Below are 13,351 nucleotides of genomic sequence, written 5' to 3'. Positions count from 1 at the left end.
ACCATGAGGTCATCAGGTTTTTTAGGTGTTCCAAAAGGTAGATTGCTTCAGGCTTTTTAATATAAAAACCATTTTATGAAAAAGAAAGTGATGCTGCTTCTGTTCGTGACGGCCATGGCTTTGGTGTCCTGTGAAAAATCCGATGACGGTAAATATGCTGATTATCTGGTTGCCAAACCTTTGACCATAAGTAAAACAGAATTTAAAAATAGTGTGGATGTGATCGCTCCCATGCCTGTAACGGAGTCAGGGAAAATATACGCTTATCAGGATTATATTTTTGTAAATGATAAGTATAGAGGGGTTCATGTTATTGATAATAGTGACCCGAATAACCCCAGAAAAGTATCGTTCATCAAAATTGCCGGAAATGTGGATATTTCTATAAAGGATGATTATCTATATGCCGATAGCCTAACGGATTTGGTCGTGTTGGATATTTCGGATATTATGAATATCAAAATAGTGGATCGACTTGAGGATGTATTGCGTGACAATGTGATATGGCCCGTGGCAGATTTCTATGAGTATGATGGCATAGATTACGAAAACGACATATTGCTCGGGTGGGAAACGGTGACCGAAAGAAGGCCTATTTTGGAATATGAGGAACGGTTTACCGTTGATGGTGAATTATTTGCAATGGCAGAATCTGCCACTGATGCTTTGGTAGGTCAAGGAGGTTCCTTGGCGCGCTTTAAGATCGTAGGGGATTTTCTTTATGCGGTCGACAGTCACAATATTAATATCTTCAATATCCAGGATTTAGAGAACCCGGAAGATCTGGAGGATGTGTATGCAGGTTTTGATATTGAGACCATATTCAATAGAGGGCAGCATTTGTTCTTGGGCAGTATGCGGGGAATGTATATCTATGACATCTCTTCACCGGCAACGCCGACCTTTGTTTCTGAATTTGAACATGGTACGGCCTGTGACCCCGTTGTGGTAGACGGTGATTATGCCTATGTTACCTTAAGAGGAGGTAACGCCTGTGGGGCAATATCAAGTGGATTGTTCATTGTTGATATTTCAAACATCAATAAGCCGGAATTAACGGCGGAATATCCTATGGATGAACCTTATGGACTTGGTGTTAAAGAAGAGAAATTGTTCGTTTGTGACGGGGATTCCGGATTAAAGGTATATGATAAGTCCAATGTTGAGGATTTACAGGCCTTGAACCATTTTAAAAACATCAATACATTCGATGTAATTCCTTTAGAGAATACATTACTTATGGTTGGTGAGGATGTCCTATATCAATATGATTATCTCGACAATGAGATAGCCCTATTGAGTACCTTGCAATTATAGAACTACCAGTTAAAAAGTAAAGGGAAGCTTATTTCAGCTTCCCTTTTTTGTTGGTCATGGTTCGGTAGATATGAATTTAATTTCCTCTTCCTCTATTTTGGAATTTACTATTGCCGTTTGTTTATCCACGAGGCCGTTAAGGTTGTTGATCTGCACATCGAGTTCCGCAACGATCTCATTAAAAAACTCTTTTGCCTGCTGGGTAGGCCGGTAATCGCCCCTTTGTGAATCAGCTAAAAGAAAGGCCAGCCTATTATTAATGCGTATACCGTAATTCAGTGGGTCTTGCCTACTTTTGTTCTTGGTCATATGAATATTGTTCTCTATCACCGAAAGTTCAGCTTCATATTCCGTGATCAACGTTTGTAAACTATCATTGTCTTTTGTCTTATCCTTTAAGTATTTTAAATCTTTTTGAATGCTTCTTATTTTGATGATGGCTTCGTTCGCTTTGGTTACTTGGTCGCGTACTGCGATCAAAAAGTCAAATTGTTCCCTGTAATCATTTTGCGAGTTGGGTAATCTAGGGTCTTTTATAATCTCAAATCCCTGTTCTTGGGAAACACCGTTCACGGTAAGTTTAAGTTTGTAATTTCCGGGAACCGCCTTGGGTCCCTTGTTCGGTGAAGAATAAAAGATCATGCCTTTGAACGTTTTGTATCCAGGGTAACGCATGTTCCAAACCATATTATTGCCGCCAGCCTGGACTTTTAAGCGTTTGGTGGCTGAGGGATTCAATTTGTCGGCCTTGGCATGTGTTGAATAACCTTGGATTAAAGCTCCGTTTTCTTCTAAGATTTCGAGTTGTACAGTATCCTTTTCCTGAAATTTCTTCAAGTAGAAATTAATCATTACCCCATCTGGATGATTTTCCCCAACGAGTTTGGTGTTGGGTTTTGACCATCCACCGGATTGATGCATCCTATATGAAGTATCGGGTTTGTACAGATAAAAAGAACTGTCGGCAACAGTTTTCGAAAGTTGGTGTAAGGGTGTTAGGTCATCAATGATCCAAAAACTTCTACCATGGGTGGCCACTATCAGGTCATTGTCCCTAACATGTAAATCGCGTATGGCCGTAATCGGTAAGTTCAATTGAAAGGGGGACCAAGAATTACCATCATCGAATGAAATGTACATGCCCCATTCGGTTCCGGCATATAAAAGTCCTTCGCGTTCATGGTCTGTTCGTATTACCCGTGTGTAATAATTGTCTTTTATGCCCTTGGTAATTAAAGTCCATGTTTTTCCATAATCGGTAGTCTTATATAGGTATGGTGTGTAATCGCCGAATTTGTAGGCTGTAGCAGCTACGTAAACCGTTCCTTTATGGAAAGGGCTTGGATCAATGGAATTGATCATGTTCAATTTAGGGGAAATGGATGAAGGAGGCGTTACATTGTCCCATGAAACACCATTATCCCTGGTTACGTGGATCAAACCATCGTCGCTACCCGTCCATATGACACCTTTTTCCAAGATGGACTCCGAGATTACGAAAATATTCGAATAAAATTCCGCACCGGTATTGTCTTGGGTAATTGGTCCGCCGGATGACTTTATCGTTTCCGGTAAACCCCTTGTAAGATCAGGGGAAATGGTTTTCCACGACTGGCCTTCATCGGTCGTTACATGTAAATAGTTGGATCCTGCATATAATTTATTGGAATCATGTCTGCTAAAAGTGACCGGGTAATTCCAGTTGAACCTGTATTTCATGATTTCAGCACCGGAACCTGCGGGATTGTCTGGCCAAACATTGGTCGAGCGAGCTTGGCCGGTGGTGTGGTCCAATCTATTCATATAGCCTTTGTAAGTACCCCCGTAAACGATCTGATTGTTTTTTGGGTCAGGTGCCAAATGTGCACTTTCCCCACCTGCAGTAGGTTCCCAGTCACGTTCTGAAATGGAAGCCCCGGAAGATCTATGGGAAATACGCAAAGCCGTATTGTCTTGTTGTGCACCATAAATACGATAAGGGAAAATACTATCTGTCGCAATACGGTAGAACTGTGCCGTAGGTTGATTGTAATAAGTGGTCCAATTATTACCGCCATCATTTGAAATTTGGGCACCGCCGTCATCGGCAATTACCATTCTGTTATTGTTTTGCGGGTCTATCCATAAATCATGATGGTCGCCATGTGGGGCATTTTTTAGCGTAAAGGTTTTTCCTCCATCGGTAGAAACCCCATAACTGACATTCATTACGTAAAGCTTATCTATATTTTCAGTATCGGCATAAATACGGGTGTAATACCAAGCACGTTGGCGAAGGGCTCTGTTCTCGTTTATTTTTTCCCAGGTTGCTCCAGCGTCGTCAGAACGGAACAAGCCTCCATTTTCCGCTTCGATAAGGGCCCAAACCCTATTGGAATCAACTGGAGATACCGTTATGCCGACAATACCCCAAGGAAAATCTGGTAGTCCGGTCTGGGATGAAATGTCTTTCCAAGTATCACCACCATCGGTACTTTTAAAAAGCTTACTGTCCGGTCCGCCACTATCCATACGGTAGCCATTCCTTTTCATTTCCCAAGTCGTGGCGTAAATAATCCTACTATTGTTGGGATCCAATATTAAATCACCCGCACCGGCCTTATCGCTTACATAAAGAACCTTTTCCCAATTATCACCTCCATTTTTGGAGCGGAATACACCTCTTGTTTCGTTCGGCTTCCATAAATTACCAATAGCCGCTACATATACCAAATCAGGGTTTTTTGGATGAATTCGTATTCTGGCAATATGCTCTGAATCCTTGAGGCCGATGAATTTCCAGGTTTCTCCTGCATCCATACTTTTCCATAATCCTTTTCCGGAAGAAACATTGCCCCGCAATGTTTGTTCGCCCTCACCGACATAGATGATATTTGGGTCGGACTCCGATACGGCCACGGCACCAATAGAGCCTCCGAAAAATCCGTCAGAGATACATTCCCATGAATTGCCTGCATCCGTCGTTTTCCAAACACCACCACCGGCCGTACCCATGTAATAAATGTTTGGGTTGTTCAACACGCCCGAAACCGTACCGGCCCTTCCGCCTCTAAAAGGCCCGATAGGACGGTATTTCATACCATTATATAATGAGTCATTAAAGGAAATGGTCTTTTTCTTTCGTTGTGCATATGTATCTTGAAAAGGTTGTAGAAAGAGAAATGCGAATAGAATAGCCGTGCAAATTTGTTTCATTATCGGGTTCTTTTTTAGATAGTTCCCTTAAAAATAGAAATATTTTTTGGGCACTGGTGCCCGACTTTGCCAAACTTTTATATTTCTATGGATTTCGTTATTTTGAATGGTTATTATTTAGGAATAATAGGGAAAAATGAATACTTCAAATTTCAAAGTTTAATTTTTAGTATACATTTGTACCCATAAATAAGGTAGATGGCGAAAAATTTAGTAATTGTTGAGTCTCCTGCAAAGGCCAAAACTATAGAGAAGTTTTTGGGTAAGGATTTTAAGGTGGAATCGAGCTTTGGTCACATAGCCGATTTGCCTTCGAAGGAATTGGGAGTTGATGTTGAAAATGGTTTCATTCCAAAATATATCGTCGATAAAGACAAAAAAGCCCTAGTAAAAAAGCTTAAGGATTTAGCGAAAAAAGCAGAGACCATATGGTTGGCCAGTGATGAGGACCGAGAGGGGGAAGCTATTTCATGGCACCTTTCAGAGACTTTAGGGTTAGATAAGGCAAAGACCAAAAGAATCGTATTCAACTCGATCACCAAATCAGCAATTCAAAAAGCCATTGAAAATCCACGGGAGATAAATTATGATCTTGTAAACGCCCAACAGGCGCGAAGGGTATTGGATCGTTTAGTGGGTTACCAATTGTCACCGGTACTTTGGAAGAAAATAAAACCAGGGCTTTCGGCAGGTCGTGTACAATCGGTTGCCGTAAGGTTGATTGTGGAAAGGGAGCGTGATATTGAAGCATTTACCCCCCAAGCCTCTTTTAAGGTTTCGGCAGAATTCAAAACAGGGAGCGGAGGTGTATTCACCGCTAAATTGGGTAAAACTTTTGCTACAAAGGAAGAGGCAGAAGCCTTTCTGAATAAAAATATCAAAGCTGATTTTTCTATCGGGAACTTAGATAAGAAACCAGCTAAGAAATCCCCGTCAGCACCGTTTACAACATCTACCTTACAGCAAGAAGCATCCAGGAAATTATATTTTTCAGTGGCTAGGACCATGCAAGTTGCCCAGCGATTATATGAAGCAGGTCTTATAACATATATGAGGACCGATAGTGTAAACCTTTCAGGGGAAGCTATCAATGCGGCCAAAGATGAAATTATCGACCACTACGGTGAGGAATACAGTACGGTTCGTAATTTCAAGGGTAAGTCCAAGGGAGCGCAAGAAGCACACGAGGCCATTCGACCTACCGATATGTCAAGACAGTCGCCTTCTTTAGAACGGGATCAATCAAAGTTGTATGATCTTATTTGGAAAAGGACCATAGCTTCGCAAATGAGCGATGCCCAGCTAGAGCGAACCAACGTAAAAATCAAGGCCAGTACGCATTCAGATGAGTTCACAGCCAATGGTGAAATAATTAAATTCGACGGTTTTCTTAAGGTTTATATGGAAGGACTCGATGATGAGGACATTTCTGAAGAACAAGAAGGGATGTTGCCACCGATGAAGGTAGGTGATGCCTTGTTCAATAATTATATGACGGCAACCGAGCGTTTTTCAAGACCTCCATATCGTTTTACCGAAGCCTCCTTGGTTAAAAAATTGGAAGAATTGGGAATCGGAAGACCGTCGACATATGCTCCTACCATTTCTACCATACAGAATAGAGGTTATGTAGAGAAAGGTACTGTAGAGGGTACAGAGAGAAAGTACGTTCAATTTACTTTGAAGGCCAACGTGGTCAAGGAAAAGGAATTGACTGAAACGGTTGGCTCCGATAAAGGAAAAATGGTACCTACCGATATAGGTATGATCGTCAATGACTTCCTGGTAAGTCATTTTTCGAATATTTTAGATTATAACTTTACGGCTAAGGTCGAAGAGGATTTTGATGAGATTGCCGATGGCCAGGAAGATTGGCACAAGGTGATGAAAGATTTTTATAAAGATTTCCATCCTACGGTAGTTGATGTCGAAGAAAATGCAGATCGTGCCAGTGGTGAACGAGTATTGGGTAAAGACCCTAAGACCGGTAAACAAGTCTCGGTACGATTAGGTAGGTTCGGGCCAATGGTACAGATAGGTACCGTTGATGACGAGGAAAAACCACAATTTGCAAGTTTGGCTCCAGACCAATCGTTGAATACGATAACTTTTGAAGAGGCGATGGACCTCTTTAAGCTTCCCAGAAAACTGGGGGTTTTTGAAGGAGAGGAGATAGAGGCAAATGTTGGGCGATTTGGGCCATATGTGAAATTTGGCAAAAAGTTCGTTTCGTTGGCCAAAGGCGAAAGCGCTATGGATGTATCCTTGGAGCGAGCGATCGAGTTGATCAAGGAAAAACAAAAAGCCGACGCGCCAATAGCATCTTATGAAAATAAGGATGTGATTAAAGGGGTTGGAAGATTTGGTCCGTTCATTAAATGGGACGGCATGTTCATCAATGTAAATAAGAAATACGATTTCGATAACCTTTCACAAGCGGATATTGAAGAACTGATAGAGGCCAAGAAGCAAAAAGAAATAGATAAGCTTATACAGGAATGGCCCGAAGAGGGAATCCGAATAGAAAAGGCCAGATGGGGAAGGCACAATGTCATTAAGGGTAAGGTCAAGGTAGAACTCGCAAAAACCGTTGACGTCACAAAGATGACTTTGGAAGAAGCAAAGACCTTAATAGAGAAGAAGACCCCAAAACGAAAAACAAAGGCAAAAACAAAGGCAAAAGCAAAGGCAAAAACTAAAGCTAAGAAATAAGTATGGCATTCGATTTTTTGGTTCCTGTAGAAGATAAGGTATTGGCCCATACCGAATTGTTACCCGCACAGGCTCTTGGAAGACATATTTATGCACATACAAAGAATGATGGTCTTCCGGTACTGGCCAATGCGACCATTGCTCTTCTGGGTGTTCGGGAATCCCGTAACGCCTATGAAAAGAAACTGGAAAAATTAGATGTCTCCGCCATTCGGATTCAACTGTACAAGTTAATGTTGGGCAATTGGAATTCAACTATTGTTGACATGGGCGATATTGAAGAAGGGGAAACCGTCAATGACACCTATTTCGTGGTTAAGGAAATAGTCGCAGGTTTACTTGAAGAGAATATCATACCTGTTATTTTAGGGGCTACCCAAGATATTACCTATGCAGCCTACCGTGCCTATGACGGTATCCGTGATATGGTGAATTTGGTGGCGATAGATAGTCGTTTTGATTTCGGAATGGAAGATGAACTTATATCTTCCCACTCCTATATGAGTAAGATCATCACTGATAAACCGAACAATCTTTTCAATTTTTCCAATTTAGGATACCAAAGTTATTTTATCGCGCAGGAAGAAAAAGATCTTATGGATCGCCTTTTTTTTGATGCCTACAGGTTGGGTGAGTTGATCAATGACGTTTCTTTGGCAGAACCAGTACTTCGAAATGCCCATATGGTAAGTTTGGATACCAGGGCGATTAAGTCGAGCGAATTTGGAATTTCACCGAATTTCTCACCTAATGGTTTTGATGGAAGGGAGATATGTGCCATAGCCAGATATGCGGGCCTAAGCGAGAAGGTCAGTGTTTTCGGCATCTATGAAATGGAAAATATAGATCAGTCTTGCCAATTGTTGGCCCAGATCATATGGTACTTCATAGAAGGGGTCAATTTCAGGATCGATGAATCCCCTTATTCAAAATCAGACGATTTTACAAAGTATACCGTGCCGACTGATACTGAGCAGTTGGTCTATTATAAGAGCCATCTTACCGAAAGATGGTGGGTAGAGGTACCTTCAATTTTGACTTCACATACTAAAGCCGGATCAGTGGCGTTATTACCTTGCACCGAACAGGACTATTTGGATGCTTGCAACCAGAATATTCCAGAGAGGTGGTTCAAGGCCTACAGAAAAGGCTTTAACTGATTAAAAAAAAATTAGGCGATAATCGTATAACGTACAATAATTTACCCAAAACGTAGTTTTAGAGAGTAGAATAATAATTGTGTTTGCATTTATAACCTTAATCGAAATTTAACCTAAAGTATGAAGAAGCTATTGTTATCATCTATAGCATTTGTTTTTTTACTCACCAGTTGTGGGTCCAAAACAAAAGGAGAGCTGGTCGGCGTCCAAGGCAAAAAGTGGTACCCGGAAAAACCTTATGGAATGGAATTGATCCCACGCGGATCTTTCATCATGGGTAAAAGTGAGGAAGATCAGGCCAAACTTCTCAATGCACCTACCAAAACTGTTACAGTGCGATCCTTTTATATGGATGACACGGAAATAACGAACAGTGAATATAGGCAGTTCGTTGAGTGGGTCAAAGATTCTATAACCAGAACCAAATTAGCTATTTTGGCCGATGAGCTGGGATTAGGTCCTGAAGATGGAGGTATCGGTGATTATGCGTTTAAAGATGCGGATACGACCAAAGCATCTGTTTATGACAAGTATATGTTGGATAATTATTCTGGCATGGGAGAAACAGGTTATGAGGGTCGTGCATTGAATACCGATGTGGACTTGGTCTGGGATACCTCGGACTACCCAGATGAATATTATACTGAAGTAATGGATTCTTTATATATATCCGAAGAGGAATCATATAATGGTCAAAGGACCATTGATGTTACCGCTCTCAAGTATAAGTATAGCTGGATGGATATCGAAGCTGCCGCCCGTTCCAGAAACGGAAACAGAAAAGATTTCATTAAGCATGAAGAATTGGAAATTTATCCAGATACGACCGTTTGGATCAGGGATTTTGAATATTCCTATAATGAGCCCATGCACAACGATTATTTTTGGCACGATGCTTATAGTGAATACCCTGTAGTCGGTATTTCCTGGAAACAGGCCAAGGCATTTTGTAATTGGAGAACCAAGTTCAAGAACGATGACCAAAAGAGCAGGGGTAAACAATTCGTGAATAAATTCAGGTTGCCTACTGAGGCAGAATGGGAATATGCGGCAAGAGGAGGTATCGAAGGAGGTACATATCCTTGGGGTGGTCCTTATGTTATAAGTGATACCGGTTGTTTTATGGCAAACTTTAAACCACAACGTGGTGATTACGCAGCCGATCAAGCACTATACACCGTTGAGGCCAAATCATACGAACCGAATGACTTTAACCTGTACAATATGGCAGGGAATGTTTCGGAGTGGACAAACTCCAGTTATGATCCAAGTTCATACGAATATGTATCTACGATGAACCCTAATGGTGGCGACGGAAACAATGCCAGAAAGGTAATTAGGGGAGGATCTTGGAAAGATGTTGCTTATTTCCTACAAGTAAGTACCAGGGATTACGAATATGCGGATTCTGCCCGTAGTTATGTAGGTTTTAGAACCGTACAGGATTATATGGGAGAAGAAGATTCAACACAATAAGAATAACGATTATCATAAATACGTCCCAATTCCCGGTTCGATATCGGATGGGGAAAAAATCAAACTTTAACCAAATACTTATTATTAACATTAACTAAAATTAAATTTAAAATTATGGCACAGTCAAAATCAACAAAAAAATTATTTAACATGGCTTACGGGCTTGGAGCATCGGTAGTAATTATTGGTGCATTGTTCAAGATCCTTCACTGGGAGATCGGTCCGTTAACAGGAGGTCTTTTATTGTCTGTAGGTCTTATTACAGAAGCACTTATTTTTGCCATTAGTGCATTTGAACCGGTAGATGACGAATACGATTGGTCATTGGTATACCCAGAATTAGCTGGTGGAATGAGCAGCGGTTCTAAGAAAAACGAACTTGCTGAAATCAAGGAATCGGAAACTTCTTTATCTAAAAAATTGGATAATCTATTGGAAGAAGCCGGTATCGACGCTAGTCTTATGGAGAGCTTAGGTTCCAGTATCAAGAATTTCGAAGGTGCAGCAAAAGGTATCGCCCCTACAGTGGATGCCATGGAGTCTACCAAAAAATATTCTGATGAAATGGTTCAGGCAGCTGCCCAAATGGAATCTTTGAACAGTTTGTACAAAGTACAATTGGAAAGTGCAAGCAGACAAGCTAGCGTAAACGAAGAAGTTGTTCAGAATGCCAGTGCTCTTAAAGATCAAATGGAATCTTTGGCCACTAACCTATCTTCTCTTAACGGAGTATACGGTGGTATGTTAACTGCTATGAACAGAAACTAATTAGAACATTAGTCCAAACCCCAAACCCAAATCAAATAATCATTAATATCTAATTAGAAAAAATGGCAGGAGGAAAACAGTCACCACGTCAGAAGATGATCAACCTAATGTACTTGATCTTCATCGCGATGTTGGCCTTAAATATGAGTAAAGAAGTTTTAGCAGCGTTCGGTATCATGAACGAAAAGCTAGAAGCTTCTAACATAAAGACAACCGAAAGTAATGAAGCTTTCTTGGGAAGTCTAGAAACCAAAGCGTCTGAAGATGCTAAGAAGTATGGCGAGCTATATCAAAAAGCCCAGACGATTAAAACAATGTCCCAAGAGTATTTCGACTATTTGGAAGGTCTTAAGAAAGGGATGATGGAAAAAGTGGAGGATCCAAAGGATTATGCCCGTATGGACAATTCAGATTTCTTGGACCAGAAGTTTTTCCAAGGTGATAACCTAGCCGAAGAAGGTAAGGAATTCATGAAGAGAATCACTGATTACCGCGATCAGGTTGCGGCAATGGTACCTGCTTCTTTGAAAGAATCCGTAATTACCCGTTTTCAAACAGGAAACGAAGAAGGTAAGGTTAAGGCCAAAGACGGAATGCAAGATTGGATTAATTATCACTATGAAGGGTATCCTTTAGTAGCTTCATTGGCTAAACTTACATCGCTTCAGGCAGACGTTAAGGCAACTGAAGAGGCTGCTTTGAAATCAATGCTTGAGGGTGAGTTGACCAACCAGGTTTCTTTGAAGAATTTCGCAACGTCATTGGCTGCCAGTAAATCCGCTTTCTATGCCGGTGAAAAGTACGATGGTAAGATCATTATCAGTAAAACAGATAAATCTTCAACACCTGTAAGGGCAGAATTGACCCTTGACGGTAGAAAATTGTCTGAAGGTAAAGACTATGCTTTGGAAGCTGGTGGTATTAAAATGTTGATTGGTGCCGGTTCTGCTGGTGATCATGAAATCAAAGGTACCATGTTCTTTATGCAAGATGGTGAGGAAATTCCTGTTGAGGTCAATAATAGCTTTGCGACCATTAGTAAGCCAAATGCTGCTTTGATAGCTGCTGATAAGATGAACGTTGTTTATCGTGGTGTTTCTAACCCAATGTCTATTTCAATCCCAGGTATACCAAATAACAAAGTAAATGCTTCCGCACCAGGTTTAAAATCCGTAAGTGGTAGTAAATATGTAATGAATCCCGGTACTGGTAGAACAGTTACGATTACAGCTTCTGGTAAATTGCCAGATGGTCAGACCGTATCTTCTAGATCTGAATTCAGGATCAAGGATATTCCAAGACCTGCAGGAGCTATTAGAGGTGAGACCGGTAGTACTAAAATGCCAAGAAAGAACTTGGAGATTGCTACAGTCGGTGCTTTATTGGAAGACTTTGATTTTGACTTGAACCTAAAAGTAAGTGGATTCAAATTCAAAGTACCTGGTCAGCCTACCGTAAGTGTAAATGGTAACAAACTTGACTCTAGGGCCAAATCTGCCTTGAAAAGAGCCAAACGTGGTGATGCTGTTCAGATATTCGACGTAAATGCTTATATCACGAACAATAAGAGCTACAAACTTAAAAAGGTATCTCCAGTAGTTGTAGAGATAACAAACTAATAAGTAGTATTATTTAAATTATATTTTATGAATTGGAAGAATGTTTTATTAATCGGAGCTGTTAGTCTACTGCCTGCATCGATCATGGCCCAAGCAAACATATTGAATGCTAAAAAGCCAGAACAGATAGGTGTAAGGACCGAAGCGCAGAAAGCTCTGGACAATGATGCTCCGTTGGAGTACGGTTATGTAGATGATAGGGATATCCTTTGGTCCAAAACCGTATGGGAGACCATTGATCTGGATGAGCGTGTCAACTTTCCACTCTATTATCCGATAGATACCGTTGATATAGGTTCTGATAGAAGGTCGTTATACGATGTGCTTATCAAGAGCATCAAAAACGGTAAATTGGAAGATGTATATGTAGATTCCTATTTTACTGAAAAAAGAAAGTTCAGTGATTTGGCCGCTACGTTACAGAAAGTAGATACCACCGATATGGGATACGAACAGATAAATGCGGGTGAGGAACTATCACCGGAGTTTATCAACCAGCGGGATTTGACTGCCGCAGATATAGAAGAGTATCGCATTAAAGGAATCTGGTATTTCGACAAGCGCCAGGGAGAATTAAAATACCGTTTGTTAGGTATTGCCCCTGTTGCTCCCGATGTTAACTTCATTGATGATGAATCTATGGATCCTTCAGATGCCAAGGTTGAGCTTTTCTGGGTATGGTACCCAAGTGCAAGACAGATCTTGCACGAAGCAAAAGTTTTTAACCAACGCAACTCGGCACAACCTATCACATATGATATGTTGTTGAATGCTAGAAGGTTCAATGGTGTTATTTATCGTGAGGATAATGTTCACGGTGACCGTAAGGTCAATGACTACATTGCTGACAATGCCTTGTTCCAACTCTTAGAGGCTAAAAGAATCAAAGAGAATATTAGGGATAGGGAACAGGATATGTGGGCCTATTAATAAAGCCCTGATCTGAATACAATTATAGTATTCTAGTAATTGGCATTATTAACTGCCAAATTAAAGGGAGATAAGACCCTAATGTACTGTAAATTCCAATTCAATACATAAAATGAAAACCCTGGCGATTTCGTCAGGGTTTTTTTATGTTCAGGAATTACTTCGAGTTTAATA

At 40.8% G+C, this 13,351-nt stretch carries 8 protein-coding genes; 7 read left to right on the top strand and 1 reads right to left on the bottom strand.

Translation table 11 applies throughout. The features are described from left to right. The first annotated feature begins 75 nt into the window (after nucleotides 1-75). Nucleotides 76-1,317 (top strand): LVIVD repeat-containing protein, encoded by a 1,242-nt coding sequence (locus tag GJ691_RS00760; protein ID WP_154362770.1) that lies wholly within the window; start codon nucleotides 76-78, stop codon nucleotides 1,315-1,317. Between the two features lie 54 nt (nucleotides 1,318-1,371). Here the strand turns inward: GJ691_RS00760 and GJ691_RS00755 are convergent, their stop codons facing one another. Further along, on the bottom strand, nucleotides 1,372-4,512 hold the full coding sequence (locus GJ691_RS00755; RefSeq protein ID WP_154362768.1) for a WD40/YVTN/BNR-like repeat-containing protein: 3,141 nt from the start codon (nucleotides 4,510-4,512) through the stop codon (nucleotides 1,372-1,374). Between the two features lie 198 nt (nucleotides 4,513-4,710). On the opposite strand from GJ691_RS00755, the gene topA reads away from it, so the two are divergent. The 6 genes from topA to porN all read left to right on the top strand — a co-directional run bounded on the left by topA (nucleotide 4,711) and on the right by porN (nucleotide 13,177). Then, entirely contained in the window at nucleotides 4,711-7,224 is a 2,514-nt protein-coding gene (gene topA, locus GJ691_RS00750) for a type I DNA topoisomerase (RefSeq protein ID WP_154362766.1), read from the top strand. A gap of 2 nt (nucleotides 7,225-7,226) precedes the next feature. Then, nucleotides 7,227-8,384 (top strand): formimidoylglutamase, encoded by a 1,158-nt coding sequence (locus tag GJ691_RS00745; RefSeq protein WP_154362764.1) that lies wholly within the window; start codon nucleotides 7,227-7,229, stop codon nucleotides 8,382-8,384. 120 nt (nucleotides 8,385-8,504) lie between these two features. Continuing rightward, nucleotides 8,505-9,860: a T9SS ring complex lipoprotein PorK/GldK gene (gene porK / locus GJ691_RS00740; protein ID WP_154362762.1), complete on the top strand. Its 1,356-nt coding sequence runs from the start codon at nucleotides 8,505-8,507 to the stop codon at nucleotides 9,858-9,860. 114 nt (nucleotides 9,861-9,974) lie between these two features. Next, nucleotides 9,975-10,628, top strand: coding sequence for a type IX secretion system motor protein PorL/GldL (gene porL, locus GJ691_RS00735; RefSeq protein WP_154362760.1), 654 nt, complete (start codon nucleotides 9,975-9,977; stop codon nucleotides 10,626-10,628). A 62-nt stretch (nucleotides 10,629-10,690) separates the two neighbouring features. Next, nucleotides 10,691-12,247, top strand: a complete 1,557-nt coding sequence (gene porM, locus GJ691_RS00730; RefSeq protein ID WP_154362758.1) for a type IX secretion system motor protein PorM/GldM — start codon at nucleotides 10,691-10,693, stop codon at nucleotides 12,245-12,247. Between the two features lie 27 nt (nucleotides 12,248-12,274). Beyond that, nucleotides 12,275-13,177: a type IX secretion system ring subunit PorN/GldN gene (porN, locus tag GJ691_RS00725; protein ID WP_154362756.1), complete on the top strand. Its 903-nt coding sequence runs from the start codon at nucleotides 12,275-12,277 to the stop codon at nucleotides 13,175-13,177. Nucleotides 13,178-13,351: the final 174 nt, after the last annotated feature.

Origin of the sequence: Maribacter luteus (genome assembly GCF_009674825.1) — a bacterium.
In the GTDB taxonomy this organism is placed as follows: domain Bacteria; phylum Bacteroidota; class Bacteroidia; order Flavobacteriales; family Flavobacteriaceae; genus Maribacter_A; species Maribacter_A luteus.
The sequence above is the reverse complement of the archived record's forward strand: the minus strand, read 5'-3'. Positions and strand labels throughout refer to the sequence as shown.